Origin of the sequence: Streptomyces sp. NBC_00075 (assembly GCF_045041225.1) — a bacterium.
In the GTDB taxonomy this organism is placed as follows: domain Bacteria; phylum Actinomycetota; class Actinomycetes; order Streptomycetales; family Streptomycetaceae; genus Streptomyces; species Streptomyces adonidis.
Map to the genome: position 1 here is coordinate 7,922,793 of NZ_CP108243.1, position 24,752 is coordinate 7,947,544.

A 24,752-nucleotide genomic window follows, 5' to 3' on the forward strand; every position below is an offset into this window, starting at 1 on the left:
GCGGCAACCCCTGGATCACCGGTGGCGACAGACGGGCGTCGGAAACGGAACAGCGCGAACTCCCGAACGAGAGTGACGACGTGGGCAAGAGAGCAGTGGGGCGCGGACCGCGCCGCAGGAGAACGAGCCGTCGCAGGGGCGTACTGATCGGTGCGCTGGTCGCGGCCCTGGGCGGTGGCGCGGTCGTGGGCGGGGTGCTGATGACGGCGTCCGCGTCCAGCCCGGGCGCCGGGACGTATCGCCTGGTGAACGCCGCCGACAGCACCTGTCTGACGGTGGCGACGGCGGCCACCACGAGGGGTGCGCAGTTGGGCACCGCCAAGTGCGCAGACTCGGCCGCCGGGCAGACCTGGCAACTGGCCGACGCCGAGGGCGGGTTCACGGTCAAGGGCGTGGTCGGCGCACTGTGCGCCGGGGTCAAGGACGCGTCGGCCTCCGCGGGCAAGGCGGTGCAGCAGCAGACCTGCGACGGCGGCACGTCCCAGGTGTGGAAGCTGACGGCGGTGGGCGACGCGTACCACCTGGTCAACGCCAAGAGCGCCAAGTGCCTCAACATCAAGGGCGGGTTGGCCCAGCAGAACTCCTGCGACAAGGCGAGCAGCAAGAGTTGGACGCTGCTGGCGGCGGGCGGCGGCTCGTCGGCGACGAAGTCACCGTCGGCCTCGGCCTCGGCTTCGGCGACCAAGTCGGCGTCGGCCTCTCCGTCGGCCTCCAAGTCCGCGTCCCCATCGGCATCTGCCTCTACCTCTGCCTCCGCTTCTTCGACCAAGTCCGCGAGCGCCTCCACCACCCCGGCCTCCGGAACGGACTCCGCCGGCGGCACGACTCTGAGCGCATGGCCCACGGTCGCCGGCGTGCAGGCGGTCACCGCGAGCATCGAGGTCTCGGGTACGTACGACGGCGGCCTCAAGCGCTTCTACGGCTCCGGCGCCCTCGGCAGCGCCGACCAGGACGAGAACCAGGGCCCGATCTTCGAACTCGCCGACGGTGCCGTCCTGAAGAACGTGGTCCTGGGTGCCCCGGCCGCCGACGGCGTTCACTGCCTGGGCAGTTGCACGCTCCAGAACGTGTGGTGGGAGGACGTCGGCGAGGACGCGGCCACGTTCAAGAGCAAGTCGGCCTCGGCGACGTACCTCGTCTCCGGCGGCGGCGCGCGGAACGCGGACGACAAGGTCTTCCAGTTCAACGGCGCAGGCACGCTCACCGTCCAGAACTTCCAGGTCGCCGACTTCGGCAAGCTGGTCCGCTCGTGCGGCAACTGCAAGACGCAGTTCGAGCGCCACATCGTGGTGAAGAACGTCCAGGCGACCAGCCCCGGCAAGGTCCTGGTCGGCATCAACGCCAACTACGGCGACACGGCCACGATCTCGGGAGTCACGGTCGTCGGCGACACCAGCAGGAAGATCGTCGTCTGCGAACGCTTCCAGGGCAACTCCACCGGCGCCGAACCCCCGTCCCTCGGCACCGGCCCGGACACCACGCACTGCCGCTACAACACCTCGGACATCACGTACAAGTGATCCACCGGTGATCCGACCCTGCCTGCGCGCCCCGGACGAGGGCGCGCGACGAGGGTGCTCAGCGCACGGGGTCTGAGCACCCCTCGGCCCTCACCGCCAGGCCGCGGCGGTGGGGGCCGATGTCATGGGCGGCTTTGGAAACGCGGGCGCATGAGCGCGCCCTATAGGGGCGCGGGGAACTGCGCGACCAGCCCCCACAGGCCCGCGGCCAACGAACCACCTGTCCAGGGGAGCCTCAACTCCACAGAGTCACGTGAATCGCCGGCCGAAACCGCCCCACCGTGACCCCCGTGCCACGCAGCATCGCCTGGATGGCACGGGGCGTGGTGACGAACCGCCGAAGCTCCGCGGCCGTCGGCGGCTCCTCGCGGTCGGCGAGGGCGAGGACGTTCCAGGAACCGCGGGCCGGGAGGGCCGGCGCGTCGAGCCGGCAGAGCCCACCCCCGGCGATGTCCTTCGCGACAGCGAACGCCACCGCCAGGGCAACCCCCTTCCCACGCTTGGCCTCCTCCACCGCGGCGGCATGGCTCTGGAAGATGCGCTGGTTGTGCTCGGGGACGCCCAGGCAGCGCAGCACGGACGGCACCATGCCGACCCGGCCGACGGCGGACGGCCCCAACAGCCAGGTCTGCTCGCGGAGTTCGCGTACCCCCGCACCACCGGCGGCCCCCGTGGCGAGCGGATGGTCGGGACCCACGACGGCGATCAGCTGATAGTTGAGGAAGGGGGTGCAGTTCATGGCCATCGCCGCAGGCGCGCTCTCGTCGCCGACGACGGTGGTGGCGGGAGGCGGCCCGATGGCCACATCCACGGCCCGGTTCACCAGCAACGCGCCGAACCGCTGCGGACTGTGCACGCTCAGCTCGACGTCCAGATCGTCCGCGCGCCCCGCGAACAGTTCGATGAGGCCGGGCGCGGCATGCTCCGCGAACAGACTCGACGCGGCCACCCGCAACAGCCGTCGGCCGGAACCGGCCTGCCGGACCTCGAGGATCGTACGGTCCTGGAGCCCGAGCAGCTCAGCCGCCCGGCTGGCGAGCCGCAGCCCGCCCGGTGTGAACGCGAGCCCCTGTGCGGTCCGGGTGAAGAGCTTGTCGCCGAGTTCCCGGCGCAGATGGGCGACGTGCGTCGACACGGCGGCCTCGGTGACGGCGAGATCGGCCGCGGCGGCCTTCACTGAGCCGAGCCGGACGGTCGCGGAGAAGGCCCGCAGCTGTGCCGGGGTCAACAGAACCTCCCCCGCTCACCACGGGTGCCCATTCACCGGTGACCTGCACCACAAATTAGCGCACCAGTTCGCCAAGAGCCATGCATAGGACCGGAGGTACCGAGGTGGGAAGCCGTGGCCGCCCCGAGGTGGGAAGCTGTGGCCGCCCCGATGCCGGAAGCCGCGACCGCCCCCGAGGCCGGAAACCGCGACCGCCCCCGAGGCGGGAATCCGCGACCGCCCCGACGTCAGGACCGCAGCACCCCCGGCCGCCACAGCACCGTCACCGCGACCCCCGTGCGCCGCGCGTACGCCACCACGTCCCCGGTGCCGCCGAGCCCCCGCGCGGGCAGCCCGTCCCACACCGCGACCAGCTGGTCGACGTGGTCGACGATCCAGCGGCCCGCCGCGAAGTAGGCCTCCTCGTGCGTCGCCTCGACGGGCAGATTCACGCGCGTACGGCAGGAGTCGAGCAGTCGGCGGTACGAGGCCCGCGTGTCGGCGTCGCCGAGGTGGGCCTCGTAGTCCATACCGGGAATCACGGCCGTGAGCGGGATACCGCGCTCCAGGGCGATGTCGGCGAACAACTGATCGGCCCCGGCGGCGAGGCTGCTCAGCGCCTCCAACTCCTCGTCGCCCTGGAGCAGTCGGCGGATGCCCGTGCGCACGGACGGCAGGACGGCGGCGGGGATCGAGCGATGCCCGGTCACACCGATGCGCGTACGGACACGCGCCACGACACGCGTACCCCTCCCGGTGTGCCTGCCCGTGTCCCTGCCGGGATCCATTCCCGTGTCGATGCACGTGCCGAAGCGAGTGCCGACGAGCGTGCCGTTACGCGTGTCAATGTCCGTCACCGACTGCCCCTCCGCCGTCTACGTTCCGTCACCTCCCCCAGAGTGCCGTCTTCCAGCGGGGCCTGCCAGAGCGCGGTCGTACCCGAGCCTGCGCCCGATGGGCCGTCGCCGCTGTCGCCATCGTCGTAGACCGTGAGCCGCACCCCGTCCCGCCCGTCCGGCAGGACCGCCGTCGCGTCGACCGTGATCGCGACCCGGGTGACACCGGGACGGCGTACGGCGATGGCGAGCGCGCGGCGCAGGGCGGTGAGGAGCAGGGCGGCGACCGGGGCCGGGACGCGGTGCTCGACGGGTCCGGTGAAGTGGACGGAAGGCCGGCGGCCGAGCGCCGCCGTCACACCGGCCGCCTCCCGAAGTACCTTGCCGCGCAAGGTGGTCGGCGCGTCGGCCGGGGGCTGCTGGAGAGCGAAGATGGTCGTACGGACCTCCTGGACGGTGGCCTGGAGTTCGTCGACCGCCCGCCCGAGGATCTCGCGCACCTTGTCGTCGCCCACCGCCCGCCGCTGTGTGGACTCCAGCATCATGCCGGTGGCGAACAGCCGCTGGACGACGAGATCGTGCAGATCGCGGGCGATCCGGTCGCGGTCCTCGTACACGGCGAGCCGGGCGCGCCGGCGCCGGGCGTCGGCGAGGACGAGCGCGAGGGCGGCCTGCGAGGCGAACTGCGTCGCGAGCAGCTTCTCCGTGTCGGTGTACGGCCGTTCCCCGCGCCGACGCGGCAGCGCGAGCGTCCCGATCAGCCGCCCCTCGGCCTGCAACGGCAGCAGCATGCTCGGCCCGAACCGGTGCCGTACCGGGCTCGTCAGCCGTGGGTCGGTCGCCGAGTCGTCGACGAACACGGGTTCCCCGCCGAGCAGTTGGACGAGAACGGGACTGCCGGGCGCGATGACGGTCCCCACGATGTCGCCGTCACCGGAATCGCCGCCGTCGAGCGTGGCGGCGGTGACGACCTCCATACCGCCCTCGTCCGTCGGCTGAAGGATGACACCGGCCGCGGCGTCGGCGAGGAGCCGGGCGCGGTCCGCGACGGTCAGCAGCGCGTCGTCGTCGGCCCCGCCGGTGAGCAGCGCGGTGGTGACGGCGGCGGCCCCCTCGATCCAGCGCTCGCGCTGCCGGGCGGTCTCGTACAGCCGGGCGTTGCCGATCGCGATCCCGGCCTGCGCGGCGAGAACACTCAGCAACTGCCGGTCGGAGTCGGAGAATTGACTGCCATCGAGCTTCTCCGCGAGATACAGCCGCCCGAACTCCCCGCCCTCCACCAGGATCGGTACGTCGACGACGGCGATGCCCGCCCGCTCGGCGCGCCCCAGATCGGCCTTGCGGATCTCCACGAGACCGTCGTGCCCGGGGTCGGCCATCCCGAGCCCCGCGTACCGGGCACCGGTCAACTCGGCGGCGCCGTCCACGATGTGCTGGAGCGTGGTGCGCAGTTCGAGATCGGTACCGATGCCGAGCACGGCTTCGAGACGGGGCGGGAGAGGGGGAGGCAGCGAGGCGTCGCCCGACATGTGACGGGATGGACTGTCGACTCAGGTGGCCAGCGGATCCAGCACCAGCGGCTCGATCTTGCCCTCCAGCATGTACCCGAGGCCCTGCACCGCGCACACGTCCGGCCGTTCCGCGATGTGCACCGGCATGCCCGTGGCTTGCCGCAGCATCTGGTCGAGGCCGGGGAGCAGCGCGCTGCCGCCGACCATCATGATCCCGCGGTCGGCGAGGTCGGCCACCAGGTCCGGCGGGCAGTCCCGCAGCACCTTGCCGATCCCGTCGAGTACGGCGGTCAGCGGCGTCTGGATGGCGTCGCGCACGGCGGCGGTGTCGACCTGGACGGAACGGGCGAGGCCGGTGGCGACGTCCCGTCCGTGGATCTCGGTGGACTCCGGCCCGTGCGGGGTGAGCCCGTTGCCGGAGAGGGCGAGCTGGAGCGGACGTACCGACTGACTGGGCAGCATCAGCTCGTGCTGATGCCGGAGATGCTGCACGATCGCGTGGTCGACGGCCTCGCCGCCGACCGGGATCCGCTCGGCGGTCACGATCGAGCCGAGGGAGAGCACGGCGAGCTGGGTGGCGGCGGCCCCGCACACCATGACCATGGTCGCCTCGGGCTGCTCGACGGGCAGCCCGCATCCCACACCGGCGGCGATGAGCGTGTCGACGAGTTCGACGCGCCGGGCACCGAGCCCGACGAGCGTCTCGATGGTCGCGCGCTGTGCGAGCGGGTCGGCGTCGTGCGGGTAGCAGGCGGCGGCCCGCAGGAAGGGCTTGCGGCGCAGCGTACGCCGTACCTTGTCGCCGATCAGATGCCTCAGCATGCGCTGCGCCATCTCGATGTCGACGACGGTCCCACCGGACACGGGCCGTACGACGCGGATGTAGTCGGGCGTACGTCCCGTCATCTTCTCGGCGAACTCCCCGACCGCGATCAGCGCGCCGGTCCTGGTGTTCACGGCGGCGACGGACGGCTGGTCGACGACGAGCCCGGCCCCCTTGACGTAGACGCGGGTCCGCGCGGCCCCGAGGTCGACGGCGAAATGGCAGCGGCGCATCTGTTCCAGACTGACGGTCATGGCAGATCCTCCCGAGAGCGCAGACCGTACGGGCCCGCCGGTCGGCGGGCCTCCACTGGCATCGTGCGGGTGGCGGGGGAGGGGGCGCCTGTTGTAGAGGGCCGGGTGGGGTGCTGCCGTATGGGTAATTTATCCCTTATGTCGCAATTATGACCAAGGTCCCGAAGGGGCTGCCGAAGGTCCCGAGGAGACCGCCGAAGGTCCTGAGGAGACGACCGCCGAAGGTCCCGAGAACGTCACCGAATGTCCGGGGCAGGGTCCTGCGGGCCCACGATCCCCCGCACCACCCCCAACTCCACCAGGTCCTGCGGCCGGATCCGGAGCTGATCCGCCGTCGCCTCCACCTCCCCCTCCGAACGCTTGAGGATCGCCGCCGCCAGTTCCGGCGCGATGACGGAGAAGTAGCTGTCCGGCGTGGCCCAGGTGTTGCCGGGAGCCGCGAGGGCCAGGGCGCCGCCCGAGCCGCCCTCGCCGATCAGCAGTGTGGTGACCGGCGTACGGGCGGTGGCGACCGCGCCGAACAGGTCCGCGATCGCGGCGCCCGCGCCCTCGCGTTCTGCGGCCGCGTCGTTGGCGGCGCCCGGGGTGTCCACCAGGGTCAGGACCGGGATGCCGAGCCGGTCCGCGAGCCGGATCAGCCGGGCGGCGGTGCGGTAGCCGGCGGGGCGGGTGGCCGTGCCGAGCTGGGCGGCGTACGCGACGGTCCGCCCGTTCACCGCGCACTCGCCGAACCCGCATGCCATACCGGGGTCGGTGCCGCCGCAGCGGTCACCGCTGATCGCGGTGCGCCGGGTGAAGTACGCGTCCAAGTAGGCGTCGGCGCGGGGGCGTTGAGGCGACCGGGCGCGCCGGACGGCGTCCCAGCCGGTGGCGGGGAGGGTATCGGCGGCGAGGGACGGCGGTGGCGGGGCGGCCTCCGTCGACCTGTCACTCGACCCGTCACCCGATCTGTCACCGACGCTCAGCAGCCAGAGCCAGCGGGCCAGTGTCTCCCGGAGCGCCTCCGGACGTACGACCGCGTCGGCCGCGCCCGCCGCCACCTGCGCCTCCGCCGTGTACGCCGCCGGGTCCGCGTCGGCCGGCCGCACCCGGGAACCCGCGAAGCCCACCTGGGCGCCGGGCAGGGCGAGGACGACGTCGGCGCCCGCGCCCAGGGTCGCCCAGCCGCCGCCGGTCGTCGGATCCCGGAGGACCGCGATCTGCGGGAGGCCCGCCTCGCGGGTCAGCGCCGACTGCCGTGCCACGCGCTGGAGTTGGGTCAGGGCGAGCATGCCCTCCTGCATCCGGCTGCCGCCCGTCGCGACGAGCGCCACGACGGGGAGACGGTGGGTGCGCGCGTGTTCGTACGCCAACTCCAGCCGGTCTCCGGTGCGTTCACCGAGCGAGCCGCCGAGGAAGCCGAACTCGAAGACGATGAGCACGGCCGGGGTGCCGCCGATGCGCGCGGTACCGCAGACGGCGGACTCCTCCTCGCCGGTACGGGCGGTGGCGCGGGCGCGCGAGGCGTCGTAGCCCTGCCAGGAGAGGGGGCCGTCCGCCTTGAACTCCACGATGGGATAAGGGAGTTCGGTGAAGGTGGAGCTGTCGCAGACGAGGGTGATGATCTCGCGGGCGGAACGGCGTTCGGGGCGGGCGTAGGGTGCGGGGTCAGTCACCGGGGAGGGCTCGTTTCATGATCTTCCCCATGTCGTTGCGTGGGAGGGCGTCCAGGTAGCGCACGATCCGGGGGCGTTTGTGCGGGGCGAGGCGGGCGGCGACATGGTTCGCCAACTCGTCGGCGTCCGGCGGGGATTGGGGATCGGCGGGGACGATCCAGGCGACGATCCGCTCGCCCAGGTCGGCGTCGGGCTCCCCGGTCACCGCCGCCTCGCGCACACCCGCGTGTTCAAGGAGCGCGTTCTCGATCTCGCCCGCGCCGATCTTGTAACCGCCGCTCTTGATCAGGTCGGTGGCCTTCCGGCCGACGATACGGACGTAGCCGTCGGGATCACGCACCGCCATGTCACCGGTGCGGAACCAGCCGTCGGCGGTGAACGCGGCGGCGGTGGCGTCGGGCCGGTTGAGGTACTCGGTGAACAGGTTCGGCCCGCGCACCTGGATCTCGCCCACGGTCTCGCCGTCGTACGCCGTGATGGGCGCCCCGTCCTCCTCGACGAGCCGCAGCTCGACACCCGGCAGCGGTACGCCGACCGTGCCCGCGCGGGGCTCGCCGTCAGCGCGGACGCTCGTGTTCATGAGCGTCTCGGTCATGCCGTACCGCTCCACGACCCGCCGCCCGGTCGCGGCCGTGATCCGCTCGTGGTCGTGCACGGGCAGCGCCGCCGAACCGGAGACGAGGAGGCGGGCCCGGCCGAGCGCCCCGGCGAGTTCCGGGTCGCCGGGGAGTGCCTCCGCGATCCGGTGGTACATCGTCGGTACGCCGAACAGCATCGTCGCCCCGTCGTTCAGCTCGCGGGTCACACCCTCGGTCCCGAACCGCCCGAGGTGCCGTACCGAGCCGCCGCGCCGCAGCGGGCCCAGGATGCCGAGAATCAGACCGTGCACATGAAAGAGCGGAAGCCCGTGCACCAGCACGTCCTCGGAGGTCCACTGCCAGGCGTCGGCGAGCGCGTCCAGGGTGGTGGCGATGGCCCGGCGCGGGATGACGGCACCCTTGGGCGGGCCGGTGGTGCCGGAGGTGTAGACGATCAGGGCGGGGATTTCGGGGTCGTGAGTCGCCCGGGGCGCCTCGGCGGACGTGTGACGCCCATCGACATCGACGTCGATACGCTCCAACGAGCCGAAGGCGGCCGGGAGTTGGTCGCCGGGTGCGGTGAGTACGAGCGCGGGCGAGCTGTCCTTCAGGATGTGCCCCAACTCGCTCTCGCCCGACTTCGGGTTGAGCGGCACCGCGGGGATCCCGGCCAGCAGCGCGGCGACGACGCCGACGGCCGTCTCCAGTGTCGGCGTCGCCCAGACGGCGACCCGCCCGGCGCCCGCCCCGGCGATCCGGTCGGCGAGGGCTCCGGCCGAGGCGGCGAGTTCGGCGTACGTCAGCGAGCGCTCGCCGAAACGCAGGGCGGGCCGCCCGCTTGGGGTACCGGTCGGGTCGTCGGTCAGCCCGGGAAAGAGAGAGGACACGCGTCGTACTCCTTCGATCGTCGATCGTCACACCAGTCGAACAGGTGCCGTCGCGACTGTCACCCCCAGCCGGGCACCACCAGCACCAGCCACACCACCGCCGGAACCACAGCCACCACGATCCCTCCGTACATCATCAACTGCCGGAAGAAACGCTCGCGGTCGACATCCGCCGCCGAGGCCAGCACCAGCGCCCCGTTCGTCGAGAACGGACTGACGTCCACCACCGTCGCCGACACCGCGAGCGCCGCCACCATCCCGACCGCTCCGATCTCCCCCTGCGCCAGGAACGGCACCGCCAGCGGAATCAGCGCCCCCATGATGCCGACGGAGGACGCGAACGCCGAGATCACCGCGCCGATGTAGCAGAGGAGCACGGCGGCCAGCAGCGGTACGCCGATGTCACCGACACCCTCGCCGGCCCAGGTGATGGTGCCCATCTCGTCCAGCACGCCGACGTAGGTCAGGACACCGCAGATCACCAGCACGGTCGTCCAGGCGATCTGACCGACGGCCTTGCGACTGTCCTCGGGCCAGCAGGCGGCGAGCAGGACGGCGAGGGTGATGGAGGTGAGCCCGGCGTCGAGATCGAAGGCGAGCACGGCGACGACGAGAAGGACGAGGGAGACGAGGGTGGCGATACGGGCGGGGGTTAGCTGGAGGGTCTCTTCCGTACGGACGGACACCCCGCCGCCATCGTCGGCGGCGGGGTGTCCGATAGCGGCGTCCTCACCCCCTCCTTCGCCCCCTCCACGACTCAGCTTCAGCCCCCCGAACAGCACGAACACCACTGCCGCGATCGCGAGGTTGACGAAGAGGGAGGCGAGGAACAGGGCGATCTCGTTGCCGGGGAGCTTTTCCTTCTCGACGATGCCGTTGACGATCGACCCGTAGATACTGATCGGCGAGAAGCCGCCGCCCTGGGCGCCGTGCACCACCATCGCGCCCATCAGCAGGGGGCTGATGCCGTAGCGTGCGGCGAAACTGAGCGCGATCGGCGCCACGATGGCGACGGCCGCCGGACTGACCGCGCCGATCGCGGTGAGCGCCCCCGTCAGCACGAACATCACCCACGGAATGAGCACGACCCGCCCGCGCACCAGCCGGACCGAGGCGTGCACCAGCCAGTCGGTGGTGCCGTTCGCCCGGGCGATCGCGAACAGATAGGTCACCCCGACCAGCACGACGAACAGCGAACCGGGAAACCCGGCGAAGATCGTGTCGGTGTCGAGGTCGGCCACCAGCTCGCCCACCCCGAAGGCGGCGGCGAACGCGAGCGCGCCCATGTTGATGGAACGGGTCGTGGCGATCACGAACACCACGACAAGCACGAGGATCGAAATCAGTTCGGCGGACATACGGGCTCCCGTCCTTGGGTCCCTTGCTGGCCATGACCAACGACCGATGACCAATGACCGATCCGGATGAGTCTCCCAACAACTCCCGTTACCCGAAACACCTGTTGATGACGTGGGTCACATAGGCCGCACCACATCGGCCACTATGCAACTCACGTTGTCCGGACCGCCGTTGGCGTTCGCAGCCTCGATGAGTGCGGCTGTGGTCGCGTCCGGGTCGGGGATCGTGCTCAGGAGGTGCTGGATCGTGTTCTCCGGTACGGCCCTGGTCAGGCCGTCGGAGCAGAGGAGGTAGCGGTCGTTTGCCTGGGCGTCGTGCAGGCGGAGGTCGGGAGAGGGTGACGGGGACTTCGTCAACGCCTTGCGGAGCAGGGTGCGTTGGGGGTGGGTCGCGGCCTCCTCGGGGGTCAGCCGGCCCTCGTCGATCATCGACTGGACGAGTGTGTGGTCGTGGGTGATCAGGAAGAGTTCGCCGTCGCGCAGGAGGTATGCGCGGCTGTCCCCGATGTGTACGAGGGCCAGGCGTGAGCCCGTCCACACCATCGCGGTGAGGGTCGTGCCGATGTCGTCGGTCACCTCGTCCCCCGTTTTCCCATGTTCGGTCCCGGCGACGTCCCGGACCGCCTGGGCGGCGCCCTGGACCGCGTCCTCCAGGAGGTTCAGGACACTGCCAGCGGTCAGCGGCTCGGCGTCCAGGAACTTCAGGGCCTCGACGGCGGCCGTACTGGCCGGTGCGCCCCCGGGACCGAAGCCGTCGGCGACGGCCAGTACGCGTGAACCGGCGTACGCGGTGTCCTGGTTGGCGGCGCGGACCAGACCGATGTCGGTGCGGGCCGCGTAACGGAGTTCGAGCAGGTCGGTGCCTGTCATGGGATGGGTGTCCTTCCTCGGCGGTGTCGAGAGATGGTCGACGAGGAACGTGGCGAGATCCCGCCGGGCCGCGGTCTCCGCCTCGACCCGGGCCCAGAAGGCCCGGATCTCCTGGGCGGCGGCCGGCGGCTCCATGGCCCCGACCTGCCGGATACGGGCCAGGGGCATCCCCAGCCGGCGTAGCCAGGCCACCAGCCGGGCCTGCTCCAGCTGCTCGGCCGCGTAGTAGCGGTATCCGGTGTCGGGGTCGACGCGGGCCGGACGGAGCAGGTCCAGTTCGTCGTACAGCCGCAGTGCCTTCGGCGACAGCCGGCACGCTCTGGCGAACGCCCCGATCGTCAGCATTTCCGGCTGCGTCATGGAGCACCCCCTTTTCTTCCTGGTTTCCCGCTGCGTTCCTCGTTCCGCCACCGATGCTGCGGCTTCCCCGAAGGTGAAGGTCAAGCAGCGGTTAACCTTCACTCGATATCAGTGGTGTACGGCAGTACACGCCTTACAGAGGGAGTCCCCGTGGTTCGCATCGCGATCGTCACCTACGACCCCCGTCCGGGGACCAGCAAGGACCGCGATCTCCCATTTCTCGTACGGGAGTTGACCGCGGCCGGCGCCGACACGGCCGCCGTGTACTGGGACGACCCCGACATCGACTGGGCGTCCTACGATCTCGCGCTGGTCCGGTCCACCTGGGACTACACCTGGCGTGCGGAGGAGTTCGCGGGCTGGCTGGAGCGGTGCGGGAAGCTCACGCGGGTCGCGAATCCGGTCGGCGTCCTGCGCTGGAACATGGACAAGCGGTACCTCGGCGAGCTGGCCGCGGCCGGTGTCCCCACGGTCCCCACCACCTACCTGGCCCCCGGCGACGCCCCCGACCTCCCCGCCGACCGTGAGTACGTCGTCAAGCCCACCTCCGGCGCCGGCGCCCGATACGCGGCCCGCTACACGCCCGAGGACCGGGAGACGGCCGTACGGCATCTCGCGCGGATGCATGCCGAGGGGTTCACGGCGATGGTGCAGCCGTACGTCGGGAGCATCGACGTCACCGGGGAGCGGGCGCTCCAGTTCTTCGGCGGGCGGCTGCTGCACGCCAGTCGCAAGGGGGCTGTGCTCGCGCCTGGCGCGGCGTACGACGACGACAAGGTCGCGCATCCCGACCTTGAGGTCTGGGGCCCGACCCCGGCGGAAGTTGCCTTGGCGGAGCGGGCGTTGGCTGTCGTGCCGGGTAACTCGTCCCTCCTGTACGCCCGGGTGGATCTCGTCCTCGGTGACGATGGTGAACCCCTGGTCATGGAGCTGGAGTTGATCGAGCCGAATCTGTTTCTCGATCTGCATCCGGGGTCTGTCGCGGGGGTTGTGGAGGCTGTTCTGCGGGCTGCTGTCGACTAAGGGGTCGGGGGGAGAGGTGGTGTGTCGGCTGCTGGGTCGTCGTGGCTGGTCGCGCAGTTCCCCGCGCCCCTTTGGGGCGCGCCCCAAAGGGGCGCGGCCCCTCAGCCCTTCACCCCCACCCGCTGCAACAGCCCCCACGTGAACTCCGCCACGCATTCCCTTCGTGCCCCCGTCCCGTCCGGTGCCGTGAACGCCAGGCCCCAGCGGGTCGGGGCCGTTCCCTCCAGGGGGCGGGCCGGGGCGAAGGCGCGGGCGGCCTCGTCGACCGTGCAGGACCAGGGGCGCAGGTCGTCCAGGGTGCGGAGGTCGGGGGTGGGGGCGCCCGGGGCCCGTACCAGCCACTCGTTCCAGGCCGTGCCGTTGGGGGCGACGAGCACCTCGAAGCGCAGGTCGGGCCAGAGGGGGACCGGCCACAGCCAGGCCTCGCACTCCAGGTCGCCGATCTTGCGCGATGTCACCGACTCGGGGGTGCCGAGGACCGAGCGGTAGCGGGAGGCGGCGGCTCGGGAGCGAGGCGAGCGCACCATCGCCTGCCAGCGCTTGTTGGCCTCCCGCATCTCCGCGAGCGAGACGCCCAGCTCATGGCGGGCGTCCTCCACCAGGTCCGGGTTGTGGTCGGCCATGCGGCGCAGCAGCACCAGCTGGAAATCGAGCAGCATACGAACCATCGTCCCCCACGTCGCACGCCCATTGCCCGCCCGAGCCCTTGTGGTTAGCCTGTGCTCTGTTCGTCATGCCGATCGTCTGTTGAAATCTCGAACGCCGTCATTACTGTCGCCACCGAAAAGCAATAAAAAACAGAGGGGGCCGTCATGGGACGCCTCGTACCTGCCGTGACCCGGGCTCTCGACATTCTTGAGCTCTTCCTGGACGGAGACGGGACGCTCTCCGCCCCGGACATCGTGCGCCGGCTCCAGCTGCCGCGCACCACCGTGCACGAACTGGTGACGACGCTCGCCGCCCGTTCGTACATTGTGCAGGTCCCCGGCCAGCCGGGTCGCTACCGCCTGGGCGTCCGCCCGTACCAGCTCGGCAGCCGTTACGCGGAGCAGCTGGACCTGGCGGCGGAGGGCCAGCAGGTGGCCCGTTCCGTCGCCGAGACCTGTGACGAGACGGTGCACGTCGCGATCCTCGAAGGCACGGACGTCATCTACATCGCCAAGGTGGACTCCACCCACGCGGTCCGGATGGTGTCGGCGGCCGGCCGCCGGCTGCCCGCCCACTGCACCTCCGTCGGCAAGATGCTGCTGGCCTCGCTCCCCGACCACGAGCTGAGCGCACGCGTCCCCGACAACGTCCCGCTGGCCGCGATGACGCCGAACAGCATCACCGACCCGGCGGCCCTGCGCGAGGCCCTCGCGGAGATCCGCCGCCGGGGCGTCGCCGTCGAGAACCGTGAGTCGAATCCGGACGTGAGCTGTGTCGCCGCCCCGGTCCACGACCGTACGGGCCGGGTGGTCGCCGCGCTGTCGATCTCCGTCCCGATGATCCGCTGGAGCGACGACCACCGTTCGGAGCTGGAGCAGCTCGCCGCCAAGGGCGCCGCCGAACTCTCCGAGCGCCTCGGTCACCGGAGCGTGGCATGACGACGACGTACGAGCCCGCCCTCGAAGTGGCCGTCCAGGCGCAGGCGACCCTCGGCGAGGGCCCCACCTGGGACGCGGCGAGGTCCCGGCTGATCTGGATCGACATCCTCGGCTCCCGCGTCAACACGTACGACCCGTCGACGGGCCGCCGTACGGTCATGGCGACAGAACAGCACGTGGGCGCGGCCAAGCCTCGCGCGGGCGGCGGGCTGGTCCTGAACCTGCGCGACGGAGTCGCCCTGTACGACACCGAGGGCACCGCACCCGTCCCCGCGACCGACCCTGTGCCGGCCCTCGCCCCACCCCCGGGCAGCTTCCGCTGGCTGCACCACGAGCCGACCCCCGGCCGCCGGGCGAACGACGCGGCGGTGGCGCCCGACGGCTCCCTGTGGGCGGGCACGATGCGCTACGACGAGGCGCCGGGCGGCGGGACGCTGTCCCGGCTGACGGGCGACGGCGAGGTCACGACCGTCCTGGACGATGTGGCGGTGAGCAACGGCACGGGCTGGAGCCCGGACGGCCGGCTGATGTACTACATCGACTCACCGACCCGCCGCGTGGACGTCTTCGACGTGTCGGCCGACGGCCAAAGCGTCACGGGCCGCCGCCAGTTGGCGCTGATCGAGGAGGGCGCGGGCTTCCCCGACGGCCTGACGGTCGACGCGGACGGCTGTGTCTGGGTCGCCCTGTGGGACGGCGGAGCGGTCCGCCGCTACACCCCGTCCGGCACCCTCGACCGCACGATCACCCTCCCCACGGTCCGCCCCACGGCCTGCGCCTTCGGCGGCCCGAACCTCACGGACCTGTACATCACGACGGCCCGGGTGGGCCTGACCGTCCCCCACCCGATGTCGGGCTCGCTCCTGGTCGTACCGGGGGCGGGCAAGGGGCTCGCCCAGCCGGCGTTCGCGGGCTGAGCGGACCCCACGCGGTCACCGGCCGGCAGGCAACGGGGTTCCCGTGGCCTGGCCGGCCGCCCTTCCCGCACCGCGTCCACGCGGGGTTGCCTCGCGGCGCCCCGCACCGGTCACTCCGCCCTGCCTGTCCTCCTGCTGGAGGTCCGGGGGTCGTCCCCCGGGAAACGCAGCGCCGCCTTCAGCTCCTCCGGCAGCAACGGCGGCCCGCTCAGCGGTGGCTTGAGCGGGCCGATCGCCGCCGCCAGTACGACACTTGGCGTCAGGAGCACCTCCGCGCCGCGTTCCAGGGACGTCACGTCCGTGACCCGGCGTGCGATACGGCCGTTGCCGGTGGCCGTGCGCATCAGGCGGCCCACGTACGCCGCCAGCAGCCGGTCCCGGAGGGTCGGGCCCTTCTCCGTGGCGCCGGGGTAGAAGACGTCCTGGCTGGTCGCCAGGTCCCAGGCCGCCGCGACCGGTTCGGCCACCGCCTTCTGGATACGGCCGGCCAGGCCCGGCGCGCCCCAGCCCTGACGCCGGATCACATCCCGTAGCGCCACGGCACTTTGGGCCGCGACCGACATTCCGTGGCCGTAGATCGGGTTGTACGCGGCCAACGCGTCGCCTATCACCGCGAAGTTGTCCGGCCAGGCGGGCATGCGCTCGTAGTAGTGGCGGCGGTTCGACGTCGTACGGGTGACGGAGACCGCCGTCAGGGGTTCCGCGCCCGCGAGCAGGTCGGCGATCACCGGATGCCGGAGTTCCTCTCGGGCGAAGCGGGTGAACTCCGCGCCGTCGGAGGGGGGTTCACCGCCCCGCGTGCCGGACAGGGAGACCAGCCAGCAGCCGTCCTCGATGGGCATGAGGACACCCGCCCGGCCCGGACCGTCCCCCCTCGGGTCCGCCTGGACGTTGACCACAGGGAAGCCCTGCCACGCCGCTTCGGGCGCCCGGTACATCCGGCTCGCGTACACGAGCCCCGAGTCGACGACACGGCGGGCCGGTTCGGGCAGGCCCAGTTCGCGCAGCCAGTGCGGGGCACGCGAGGCGCGGCCGGTGGCGTCCACGACCAGGTCCGCGTGCAGGGTGCGCCGGCTGCCGTCGGCGCCACGCAACCGCACCCCGGTGACGGCCTCGTCGGTGCCCTCCAGGCCCAACACCTCGGCGTGCTCGACGAGTTTGATCCGGTCGTCGTCCAGGACCTGGGCGCGGACCGTCGCGTCCAGCAGATCCCGGCCGCACAGGAACGCGTGATGCGACTCGGCCCACCGCCGGAACCAGCCCTGCGGCGCCAGCGCGACCATGTCCGTCGTGACCGCCAGCCGGTGAGCACCGGCGTCGAGCAGCAACTCGCCCACGCCCGGCACCAGTTCCTCGACCGCCCGGGAACCGCCGGACCACAGCATGTGCACGTGCCGGGCCTGCGGCAGGTTCCTGCGCGGCTCGGGGCCGTCCGGCAGGACGTCACGCTCGACGACGGTCACACGGTCGGCGAACTCGACCAGGGCACGGGCCGCGAGCAGCCCGGCGAGGGATCCGCCGAGCACGACGGCGGATCTGACAGGGGACGGTTGTTCACTCATATACGTGCAGGCTCTCTGCTGGGGCGGTCGCAAGGGCGCGCACCGCCTCGATCTCATCGGGGTGACTCAGGACCTGGGACACGGCTTCGATGCCCTGGAGCAGCTCCGTGAGTAAGTCCGTGGCCCGGTCCGGGACTTGGGGACAATGAGGAGACTGGGGGGATTGCGGAGAGGAGAGACGGGACGCGGCCCGTGCCTCGATCGCCTCCTGGATCGTCACCGCCGCAGCCAGCGCCCCCGCCCGCCCCGCCCCGCACCCCAGGTCCAGCGCGGCCTCGTACGCCCGTCGCCGCAGCTCCTCGTCGAAGTGCCGGGAGAGCTGGAGCAGGGCGTCGCGGATGAACGTCTCCCGGCGGGTCAGCCGCAGCTCCGGTGTGGCCCGCAGGGAGAAGGGGACGCCCTTGCCGGTGGCGGTGCGCAGCAGGTCGTACAGCGGGCCGAGCCGGAGGTGGCCGCGCCGGATCTGCCAGCGGTCGCGCACGTACTGGCCGGCGTGCGGCAGCACGAACCCCGTCGCGATCAGGACGGCGGCGGCACCCCCGGCGGCCGGGGCCAGTTCGGTGGAGAGCGGGTCCAGGTCGTGGCCCGTCCAGCGGGCGACGACGGCCGTGCCCTTCGCCGCGTCGAACACCAGGTTGGCGGCATAGCCGACGGCCAGCGACTTCAGGCCCCGGCGCAGCCACACGTCGAGTCCGGCGGTGTGGATCCAGTTGCGGATCAGCCGGTACGTCAGGACGCAGGACGTGGTGTGCGCGAGCAGGTAGAGCACGATCAGCTCGCGCATGTAGGGCGTACGGGCGTAGTACGTGTCCAGGTCCCGTCGGCGCTCCACGGACGCGTCCGCGAGCCCGAACAGCGCCCACAGCGCGACGATGACGCCCACGTTGCCGACGGTGACCCACCGCATCGCGCGACGCGCCCTGGCCGATCTCCCCGAGTGGCCGGGGATGCCGCCGCGCCACGCGATCATCAGCAGCAGACTCGCGCCGCAGAACGCGACGAGGAAGCTGTAGACCAGAGGCGCCGCGAAGTTGGGCACGCCGGTGACCCGGTTGGTCCAGGCGATGACCGGCGGCGCCGCGAAGACGAAGATGCCGCAGGCCAGCAGCAGCAGCCCGCCGACCGCGCGCCGCAGCGGGTCGCGCCACAGCCTGACGATGCTGGGCAGCTTGAACGCCAGGGCGGCGGTCAGCACCGCGATCGGTGTCCCGAACACGAGGACGGGGTACGGCTCGCCCAGGAAGCCGGAGGGGTTCATCGCCGCGCGTTTCCGCTTCCCCGGCCGCGATACCCCAGGGATGCCTGCACCGCGCTGCTGCCCGAACTCGCCGTACGGCCGCCCTCCAGGCCCTCCACCCACGGCCGGAAGACGGTGGCGAGGCGATGGCCGAACTCCTCGGCGTCGGCCTCCTCGGTCTCGCGGGAGCCGTTGCGGGCGGCGACGGCGAGCGCCCGGTCCTGCCCCCACTGCTCGTCGGCGAGCACACGGGCGGCGGTCGCACCGACGCTGTGGTGATGACAGTGCCCGGCGTGCAGATGCCACAACTCATGGCCCAGGATGACGAGTTGCTGCACGGCCTCGGCGCGCTCCTCGACGATCACCAGGTCGAAGTCATGGAACTCCACCCACAGACCGGTGACTTCGATCTCGTCGGGGAAGCGCTCGAAACGCAGCTCGACGCGCCGCCCGCGCCGCTCGCTCATCTCCTCGCACAGCGCCCGGCACAACTCCCCCACGCCGGAAGGGCCGTTGTCCTGCTCCCGCTTTCGCAGCGCTGCGGTGAGCGCGCCGGTCAGGTCGCGCATCGCGCCCCGGGTCCGGAACCGGTGCGCGGCCCGGGCGGGCAGCAGAGCCGCCAGCACACCCCTCGTCGCCGCCCTCGTCCCCCGCTTCGACGTCATCGCTCCGTCTCCTCGCCGCCACTCAGCAGCCCTTCGAGCATCACCGCGAGCGCCTCCTGCTTGCGCGGGGTCAGCTGCCGGCCGCGCAGGGCCAGCGTGACGACGCCGTGCCGGGTCGCGAACCGGACCAGCGGGCCCTCCTCGTCGCCGCCGAGTTCCTCCAGCAGCCGGTGGAGTTCACGGTTCAGGACGACGGTGGCGGGGTCGGTGAAGAAGCCGGTGCCCTGCTCGACGCCGAAGTACGCGGCGAGCGCGGTGAGGTCCGGCACGTTCGGCATCTTCTTGCCGAGGAGCAGCTGACGGGCCCACTCGGGGCTGATCGACAGCGCGTCCGCGACCTCCTTGCAGACCTCGGCCCGCTTGCGGCCGCTCGCCGCGAGCCGCGTCTCGTGGAGCGTGTGCACCCGGCGCCGGATCCGGCCCTCGATGTCGTCGGCCGACGGCTCCGCGCCCCCGGCCAGCAGCGCCTGGATCTCGCCCTCGGTGAGAGCGGTACGGGCCGACAGCCTTCGTACGTCGATGACCTCGGCGCGATCGAGACGGGCCTCGGCGATGCGCTCTTCAAGACGCGCGAGGGTGTTCGAGAGGTTCTCACTCACGGGCCGACCCTACGTGCCCGGACCCCTCCGCACCAGGGAAATCCAACGATCGTTGGAGTCGGCGGAACGATCGTTGGGAGGAGACGCCATTGACGTGCGGACACTTCGAAAATTACGGTTTTGTTCGAAGTTGCGAGCGGATGCCGATATACCGAACGCCGCACGTCGAACATCCGAGAGGAACCCATGTCCCGCACGGCCCGCTTCACCCTCGACCCCGCTTTCAAGGTCGGCGAGGTCAACCCCCGGCTCTTCGGCTCCTTCGTCGAACACCTCGGCCGCTGCGTCTACACCGGCATCCACGAACCGGACCACCCCGCCGCCGACGAGGCGGGCCTGCGCACCGACGTCCTGGACCTGGTCCGCGAACTGGGCGTCACCGCGATCCGCTACCCCGGCGGCAACTTCGTCTCCGGCTACAAGTGGGAGGACTCGGTCGGCCCGGTCGAGGACCGCCCCCGCCGCCTCGACCTCGCCTGGCGCTCCACCGAGACGAACCGCTTCGGCCTCTCCGAGTACATCGACTTCCTGAAGAAGATCGGCCCCCAGGCCGAGCCGATGATGGCCCTCAACCTCGGCACCCGTGGCGTCGCCGAGGCCATCGAACTCCAGGAGTACGCCAACCACCCCGCCGGCACGGCGCTGGCGGAGCGGCGGATCGCCCACGGCGACAAGGACCCCTTCGGCATCAAGGTCTGGTGCCTGGGCAACGAGATGGACGGCCCCTGGCAGACCGGCCACAAGACGGCGACGGAGTACGGCCGTGTCGCCGCCGAGACGGCCCGCGCGATGCGCCAGATCGACCCGGGCGTCGAACTCGTCGCCTGCGGCTCCTCCAGCCAGTCCATGCCGACGTTCGCCGAGTGGGAGGCGACGGTTCTGGCGGAGACGTACGACGTCGTCGACTACATCTCCCTGCACGCCTACTACCAGCCCGAGGACGGCGACGTCGACTCCTTCCTGGCCTCGGCCGTCGACATGGAGTCCTTCATCGAGAACGTGGTCGCCACCGCCGACCACGTGGGCGCGAAGCTCAAGTCCAAGAAGAAGATCAACCTCTCCTTCGACGAGTGGAACGTCTGGTACATCTCGAAGTGGCACGAGATCGAGAACTCCGGCGTGCGGGACTGGGAGGAGGCCCCGCGCCTCCTGGAGGACAACTACAGCGTCATGGACGCGGTCGTCTTCGGCTCGCTCCTGATCGCCCTGCTCCGGCACGCGGACCGCGTCACCGTCGCCTGTCTCGCCCAGCTCGTCAACGTCATCGCGCCGATCATGACCGAGCCGGGCGGCCCGGCCTGGCGCCAGACGACGTTCTTCCCGTTCGCGCAGGCCAGCAGGTACGGGCGCGGCGAGGTCCTCGACGTACGGGTGGACTCGCCGACGTACGGGACGAAGAAGTACGGCGAGACGGACCTGCTGCACGCCACCGCCGTACGCGCCGCCGACGGCACGGTCACCGTCTTCGCCGTCAACCGCGACCGCACACAGCCGCTGCCGCTCGAAGTCGCCCTGAACGGTCTGGAGTTGACGTCGGTCGTCGAGCACAGCGCGATCGCCGACGCCGACCAGGACGCCCGCAACACCCTGGACGACCCCGAGCGAGTCACCCCGCACCAGGTCACCGCCACCACCCTCCAGGACGGCACACTGACCGCCGTACTGGAGCCGCTGTCCTGGAACGTGATCCGACTGGCCTAGCCCGTACGGCAGTTCATCGGCCGGGGGAGGGGACGACCGTCACCGGAACTCCCCCGGCCGCACTCCCCAGCAGCGTCAGCCGTACGTCCCCCGGCCCCGAGACCGTCGTGCCGTCCGAAATCACCGCCAGGGCAAGGGTGTTGGCGCCCCGGGTGTGCAGGATGCCGTTCGGGAGGGCGAAGGTGTGCTGGGGGCCGACGTCGTTGATGTACTGGCCCATGTTCCAGCCGTTCAGGAAGATCTGGACGCGGTAGGCGCGCGCCGGATCGTCGGTCAGCTCCAGCCCGATCGACGCGTCGACCCCCGGATCGACCGCGAGCCGGAACCCCGTCCGATACCAGCTCACCCCCTGCCGCCGCCCCTCGGCACGCGGCAGGTCGACCACGTCCCAGCCCTCGTCCGCGTACCCCGGCAGATGCCACCCCTCCCGTTCCCCGTACAGCCCACCGGTGTTGAGGGGCCCGCGCACCGGATCGGCAGCGGCCTCGCCCTGCAACCGCCACTTCAGGGCGGGAGAGGCACCGGTGAAGTTCACGGCCGTCAGCCCGCGTGCGACCTTGTGCGTGTCCAGCGCCTTGCCGTCCATGTCGTGCTGCATCCGCCGCACCAGCACGGACAGCACATGCCGACCGCGCGTACGGGCCTTCTCCGGTACGTCGAAGGTCGCCGTGGCCGCCCAACTCCCCTTCCGTACGGTCTTCTTGTCCGGCACGGGCATCCGGTGCGACCCCAGCGGCACACCGTCGAGCCAGGCCATCAGCAGCCCCTGCGTCCCCGTGCTGTAGGAGAGGGACACGGACTCCGCCCCCGTGGCGTCGGTGAATGAACCCCGGTACCAGACGTCCCCGTAGTGGAAGCCGTAGTCGTCGGCGAACAGCACGGGCTGCCCGTCGGGCACAGCGGTCGTACTGAACGTCGAAGTCCGGTCGGCGACCGTCCACTTGGAGTCGTCGAACCCGGGCGCGGACTCGGGGTTCTCCGTACGCCGACGCCAGCCGCCCAGCGCGGGCAGCGCGACCGCCGGGACCCCCGCCAACAACTGCTCGGCCCGCAGACTCCCGGATTCGGTGGCCACCGCCTTCAACGTCCCCTGGTCCCAGACCACTTCACGTATCCCGCGCGGCGCCCACACCTCCAGCTCGGCGGCCTCGACGGTGTCCCCGGTCAACCGCACGACACCGTCCCGCAGTTCGACGGTCCGCAGCAGCGAAGGCCCGTACACCAGAACCGACCCCGACGGGGTCTCGCGCGGCCACAGCCGTACGGAGGTCTCGTCGTCGGCGAGGAGGAGAAGGAGGGGAGCCGAGGTCCCGCCCCCTTCCACCAATACGCGTGTGAGCCCGCCGAGTTGGCTGGTCACCCGCACCACTCCATCCCCGTACGAGAACTCGGCGGCCCCCGCCAGCACAGTCACCGTCGGTTCGCTCACGCACTCCACCGCCGTCACCGTCGTCTCGCCCGAGCGTCCCGTCAGTACGGCGACGTCCTGGCGCCCCGCCGTCAGCCACAGCATCGGCTGGGCGTTGGAGTACGCCAGCTTCCGGCGCCCCAGGGTGATTCCGGCGGCCAGGAGACGGGCGTCCGACGCGGGGACGGTGACCGGCAGCGAGGCCCCGGCGACCGGGAGCGCCGAGGTGACGGACTCCGGGGAGTCGTTGCGCAGGACGTACACGTGGGCGTGGGTGTCCGGGTTGGTGAGGTGGTAGACCTTGATCCGCGAGTCGCCCGCAGACACCTGCCGGGCCCGGTCCAGCTTGGCCAACTCCGGTACGGACCGCACCAGATGACCGAACTGGTGCATCGGCACGACCTTCGAGGTGGCCCCGCGCCCCTCGTCGAAGGCGGCGCCGTAGTCGTACGACGTGTACACCTGCGGGGCGGGCAGCCAGCCCCAGCTCGTGCCGCCGAAGGTCATGTAGACGTTGTGGACGGTGATGCCGTTGGCGAGGTTGGTGAGGTAGAAGCGCCGCTCGTAGGCCGCGTCCCGGGTCCGCGCCGACCCCGCGTATCCCGCGCCGTCGAACTCGGCCCCGCCCCACGGATCGAACCAGCCGCCCCCGAACTCGGGGATGAACCCCGGGGTCCCCGGACTCGCCGTCGCCCCGCCCTTCTTGCCGCCGATCCCGAAGTGCCCCCAGTCCGGCGGGAGTTGGTCCGGGTCCGGATAGCCGTCGAAGCCGTACAGCCAACGTCCGTGCTCACCGCCGGTGTCGAAGGTGCCGGGGGCCCAGTAGCCGTTCCTGCCCAGGTCGTTGTGGAAGAGGGGGACGTCGACGCCGTCGGCGCGGACCTTGGCGTACAGGTGGGACATGTAGTCGATGCCGGCCCGCTGGGTGACGTACGAACCGTACTCGTTCTCGATCTGGTAGAGCAGGACCGTGCCGTCGCCCCGGGTGTAGAGGTGTCGGGCCACGATCTCGTTGACCGCCGTCAGCCATTCGTCGACGTACCCGAGATAGGTGGGGTCGGATGTCCTGGCCCGGCCCTTCGTCGCGGTCAGCCAGCCGGGGAAGCCGCCCGCGTCGACCTCGGCGTTGATGTACGGGCCGGGGCGCAGGATGACGTACATGCCGGTCTCGGCGGCCTGGCGGAGGAACAGGTCGAGGTCGCGGACGCCCGTGAAGTCGTACCGGCCGGGGGCGGGGGAGTGGTAGTTCCAGGCGACGTAGACGCTGACGGCGTTGTAGCCGTGCGCGCGCATCTTCTGGAGCACGTCCAGCCACAGGCTGGGGCTGGGCAGGCGGAAGGGGTGCAGCTCGCCCGACCACAGGACGAGCCGTCTGCCGTCGACGAGGAGGGAGTAGCGGTCGAAGCCGACGGTGTGCCGGTGGCCGTCCGCCGTGGGCGGGGCGGGCGGCGGGCCGGTGGGAGCCGTCTCCCCGGGGCCGCCCGGGGCGCCGGAGCCCATACCCGCGCTGGCGCCGAGGGAGAGGCCGAGGGCGGCGGTGCCGGCGGCGGCGGTGAAGGTTCGTCTGCTCAGCACCAACGGGATCTCCTCGTACACGTGTCCGGTCATTGTCCACACACCGCGACGACCGACAATGACCCCATGAGGATCTCGGCGCGGGCGGACTACGCGGTGCGAGCGGTGCTGGAGCTGGCCGTACGGCAGGACGAGGGTGCGGTGAAGGCGGAGACCGTCGCCGCCGCCCAGGCCATTCCGCACAAGTTCCTGGAGGGCATCCTCGGCGATCTGCGGCGCGGCGGGATCGTCGACTCCCGGCGCGGCGGCAACGGCGGCTACCGGCTGGCGCGGTCCGCCGACGCGATCACCGTCGCGGATGTCGTCCGGGCCGTCGACGGGCCCATCGTGTCGGTGCGCGGCGAACGCCCGACCGGCCTCGCCTACACCGGTCCCGCCGAACCCCTGCTGCCGCTGTGGGTCGCGCTGCGCGCCAACGTCCGCAAGGTGCTGGAGGGGGTGACCTTCGCCGATCTCGCGGCGGGGGAGCTGCCCGAGCCGGTGCGGGGGCTCGCGGCGGAACCGGCGGCCTGGGAGAACCCGTAGGCCTGTAGGTGCCTGTGGGGCGGTAGATTTCCAAACTTTCCAGTCTTTCAGGGCCGTTTAGTGTGCTCCATCGGAGCGCTCGTAAACCACCGTGA

Annotated in this window: 20 protein-coding genes and 1 pseudogene; 7 read left to right on the forward strand and 14 right to left on the reverse strand. The window is 71.4% G+C overall.

What is annotated here, in order from left to right; genetic code table 11:
• Positions 1-200: 200 nt before the first annotated feature.
• A pseudogene (locus OG787_RS34710) lies at positions 201-590 on the forward strand (RICIN domain-containing protein); the annotation flags it as partial.
• Positions 591-617: 27 nt separating this feature from the next.
• Positions 618-1,520, forward strand: a complete 903-nt coding sequence (locus tag OG787_RS34715; protein ID WP_405540674.1) for a pectate lyase — start codon at positions 618-620, stop codon at positions 1,518-1,520.
• A 235-nt stretch (positions 1,521-1,755) separates the two neighbouring features.
• Here the strand turns inward: OG787_RS34715 and OG787_RS34720 are convergent, their stop codons facing one another.
• The 8 genes from OG787_RS34720 to OG787_RS34755 all read right to left on the reverse strand — a co-directional run bounded on the left by OG787_RS34720 (position 1,756) and on the right by OG787_RS34755 (position 11,859).
• A complete protein-coding gene (locus OG787_RS34720; protein WP_369035734.1) occupies positions 1,756-2,748 on the reverse strand; it encodes a LysR family transcriptional regulator in 993 nt (330 codons plus the stop codon).
• Positions 2,749-2,975: 227 nt separating this feature from the next.
• Positions 2,976-3,515: a hypothetical protein gene (locus tag OG787_RS34725; protein ID WP_405540676.1), complete on the reverse strand. Its 540-nt coding sequence runs from the start codon at positions 3,513-3,515 to the stop codon at positions 2,976-2,978.
• A 65-nt stretch (positions 3,516-3,580) separates the two neighbouring features.
• Positions 3,581-5,092: a GAF domain-containing protein gene (locus OG787_RS34730; RefSeq protein ID WP_405537851.1), complete on the reverse strand. Its 1,512-nt coding sequence runs from the start codon at positions 5,090-5,092 to the stop codon at positions 3,581-3,583.
• A gap of 21 nt (positions 5,093-5,113) precedes the next feature.
• The gene (locus OG787_RS34735) at positions 5,114-6,151 is read right to left on the reverse strand and encodes a rod shape-determining protein (protein ID WP_235479382.1); all 1,038 of its coding nucleotides are present in this window, start codon (positions 6,149-6,151) and stop codon (positions 5,114-5,116) included.
• A 236-nt stretch (positions 6,152-6,387) separates the two neighbouring features.
• Positions 6,388-7,806: a carboxyl transferase domain-containing protein gene (locus OG787_RS34740; protein WP_369035736.1), complete on the reverse strand. Its 1,419-nt coding sequence runs from the start codon at positions 7,804-7,806 to the stop codon at positions 6,388-6,390.
• Positions 7,799-9,271: an acyl-CoA synthetase gene (locus OG787_RS34745; protein WP_405537852.1), complete on the reverse strand. Its 1,473-nt coding sequence runs from the start codon at positions 9,269-9,271 to the stop codon at positions 7,799-7,801. Before OG787_RS34745 ends, OG787_RS34740 begins: the two co-directional genes overlap by 8 nt.
• A gap of 59 nt (positions 9,272-9,330) precedes the next feature.
• The gene (locus OG787_RS34750) at positions 9,331-10,629 is read right to left on the reverse strand and encodes an SLC13 family permease (RefSeq protein WP_369035738.1); all 1,299 of its coding nucleotides are present in this window, start codon (positions 10,627-10,629) and stop codon (positions 9,331-9,333) included.
• 117 nt (positions 10,630-10,746) lie between these two features.
• Positions 10,747-11,859: a MerR family transcriptional regulator gene (locus OG787_RS34755; protein WP_405537854.1), complete on the reverse strand. Its 1,113-nt coding sequence runs from the start codon at positions 11,857-11,859 to the stop codon at positions 10,747-10,749.
• Between the two features lie 150 nt (positions 11,860-12,009).
• On the opposite strand from OG787_RS34755, the gene OG787_RS34760 reads away from it, so the two are divergent.
• Positions 12,010-12,882: a RimK family alpha-L-glutamate ligase gene (locus OG787_RS34760; protein WP_405537855.1), complete on the forward strand. Its 873-nt coding sequence runs from the start codon at positions 12,010-12,012 to the stop codon at positions 12,880-12,882.
• A 101-nt stretch (positions 12,883-12,983) separates the two neighbouring features.
• Here OG787_RS34760 and OG787_RS34765 read toward each other — a convergent pair whose 3' ends face one another.
• Positions 12,984-13,550, reverse strand: a complete 567-nt coding sequence (locus OG787_RS34765; RefSeq protein WP_405537856.1) for a hypothetical protein — start codon at positions 13,548-13,550, stop codon at positions 12,984-12,986.
• A 144-nt stretch (positions 13,551-13,694) separates the two neighbouring features.
• Here OG787_RS34765 and OG787_RS34770 point away from each other — a divergent pair, with 144 nt between their 5' ends.
• Both OG787_RS34770 and OG787_RS34775 read left to right on the forward strand, forming a co-directional pair.
• On the forward strand, positions 13,695-14,468 hold the full coding sequence (locus tag OG787_RS34770; RefSeq protein WP_235479394.1) for an IclR family transcriptional regulator: 774 nt from the start codon (positions 13,695-13,697) through the stop codon (positions 14,466-14,468).
• Positions 14,465-15,385, forward strand: coding sequence for an SMP-30/gluconolactonase/LRE family protein (locus OG787_RS34775; protein WP_369035745.1), 921 nt, complete (start codon positions 14,465-14,467; stop codon positions 15,383-15,385). Before OG787_RS34770 ends, OG787_RS34775 begins: the two co-directional genes overlap by 4 nt.
• 110 nt (positions 15,386-15,495) lie before the next feature.
• Here OG787_RS34775 and OG787_RS34780 read toward each other — a convergent pair whose 3' ends face one another.
• The 4 genes from OG787_RS34780 to OG787_RS34795 are packed head-to-tail and all read right to left on the reverse strand — an operon-like array spanning position 15,496 to position 19,448.
• The gene (locus tag OG787_RS34780) at positions 15,496-16,947 is read right to left on the reverse strand and encodes an FAD-dependent monooxygenase (protein WP_405537857.1); all 1,452 of its coding nucleotides are present in this window, start codon (positions 16,945-16,947) and stop codon (positions 15,496-15,498) included.
• Positions 16,940-18,205: an MAB_1171c family putative transporter gene (locus tag OG787_RS34785; protein WP_369035747.1), complete on the reverse strand. Its 1,266-nt coding sequence runs from the start codon at positions 18,203-18,205 to the stop codon at positions 16,940-16,942. Before OG787_RS34785 ends, OG787_RS34780 begins: the two co-directional genes overlap by 8 nt.
• Positions 18,202-18,849 carry a toxin-antitoxin system, toxin component family protein gene (locus OG787_RS34790; RefSeq protein ID WP_405537858.1) on the reverse strand — a complete coding sequence of 216 codons (648 nt, stop codon included), beginning with the start codon at positions 18,847-18,849 and terminating at the stop codon, positions 18,202-18,204. The genes OG787_RS34785 and OG787_RS34790 overlap by 4 nt, the downstream gene beginning before the upstream one ends.
• The gene (locus tag OG787_RS34795; protein ID WP_369035749.1) at positions 18,846-19,448 is read right to left on the reverse strand and encodes a transcriptional regulator; all 603 of its coding nucleotides are present in this window, start codon (positions 19,446-19,448) and stop codon (positions 18,846-18,848) included. The genes OG787_RS34790 and OG787_RS34795 overlap by 4 nt, the downstream gene beginning before the upstream one ends.
• Positions 19,449-19,634: 186 nt before the next feature.
• Here OG787_RS34795 and OG787_RS34800 point away from each other — a divergent pair, with 186 nt between their 5' ends.
• Positions 19,635-21,149 (forward strand): alpha-N-arabinofuranosidase, encoded by a 1,515-nt coding sequence (locus OG787_RS34800; RefSeq protein ID WP_369035750.1) that lies wholly within the window; start codon positions 19,635-19,637, stop codon positions 21,147-21,149.
• Between the two features lie 13 nt (positions 21,150-21,162).
• Here the strand turns inward: OG787_RS34800 and OG787_RS34805 are convergent, their stop codons facing one another.
• On the reverse strand, positions 21,163-24,135 hold the full coding sequence (locus tag OG787_RS34805) for a beta-galactosidase (RefSeq protein WP_405540677.1): 2,973 nt from the start codon (positions 24,133-24,135) through the stop codon (positions 21,163-21,165).
• A gap of 63 nt (positions 24,136-24,198) precedes the next feature.
• Between OG787_RS34805 and OG787_RS34810 the strand changes: the two genes are divergently transcribed.
• On the forward strand, positions 24,199-24,657 hold the full coding sequence (locus OG787_RS34810) for an Rrf2 family transcriptional regulator (RefSeq protein ID WP_369035751.1): 459 nt from the start codon (positions 24,199-24,201) through the stop codon (positions 24,655-24,657).
• Positions 24,658-24,752 lie beyond the last annotated feature (95 nt).

What these genes read in the sequence shown, in the direction of transcription:
- OG787_RS34775 (WP_369035745.1), top strand. Translation starts at nt 14,465, where the DNA reads ATGACGACGACGTACGAGCCCGCCCTCGAAGTGGCCGTCCAGGCGCAG.
- OG787_RS34750 (WP_369035738.1), bottom strand. Translation starts at nt 10,629, where the DNA reads ATGTCCGCCGAACTGATTTCGATCCTCGTGCTTGTCGTGGTGTTCGTG.
- OG787_RS34780 (WP_405537857.1), bottom strand. Translation starts at nt 16,947, where the DNA reads ATGAGTGAACAACCGTCCCCTGTCAGATCCGCCGTCGTGCTCGGCGGA.
- OG787_RS34785 (WP_369035747.1), bottom strand. Translation starts at nt 18,205, where the DNA reads ATGAACCCCTCCGGCTTCCTGGGCGAGCCGTACCCCGTCCTCGTGTTC.
- OG787_RS34735 (WP_235479382.1), bottom strand. Translation starts at nt 6,151, where the DNA reads ATGACCGTCAGTCTGGAACAGATGCGCCGCTGCCATTTCGCCGTCGAC.
- OG787_RS34765 (WP_405537856.1), bottom strand. Translation starts at nt 13,550, where the DNA reads ATGGTTCGTATGCTGCTCGATTTCCAGCTGGTGCTGCTGCGCCGCATG.
- OG787_RS34730 (WP_405537851.1), bottom strand. Translation starts at nt 5,092, where the DNA reads ATGTCGGGCGACGCCTCGCTGCCTCCCCCTCTCCCGCCCCGTCTCGAA.
- OG787_RS34800 (WP_369035750.1), top strand. Translation starts at nt 19,635, where the DNA reads ATGTCCCGCACGGCCCGCTTCACCCTCGACCCCGCTTTCAAGGTCGGC.
- OG787_RS34810 (WP_369035751.1), top strand. Translation starts at nt 24,199, where the DNA reads ATGAGGATCTCGGCGCGGGCGGACTACGCGGTGCGAGCGGTGCTGGAG.
- OG787_RS34770 (WP_235479394.1), top strand. Translation starts at nt 13,695, where the DNA reads ATGGGACGCCTCGTACCTGCCGTGACCCGGGCTCTCGACATTCTTGAG.
- OG787_RS34790 (WP_405537858.1), bottom strand. Translation starts at nt 18,849, where the DNA reads ATGACGTCGAAGCGGGGGACGAGGGCGGCGACGAGGGGTGTGCTGGCG.
- OG787_RS34755 (WP_405537854.1), bottom strand. Translation starts at nt 11,859, where the DNA reads ATGACGCAGCCGGAAATGCTGACGATCGGGGCGTTCGCCAGAGCGTGC.
- OG787_RS34725 (WP_405540676.1), bottom strand. Translation starts at nt 3,515, where the DNA reads ATGGATCCCGGCAGGGACACGGGCAGGCACACCGGGAGGGGTACGCGT.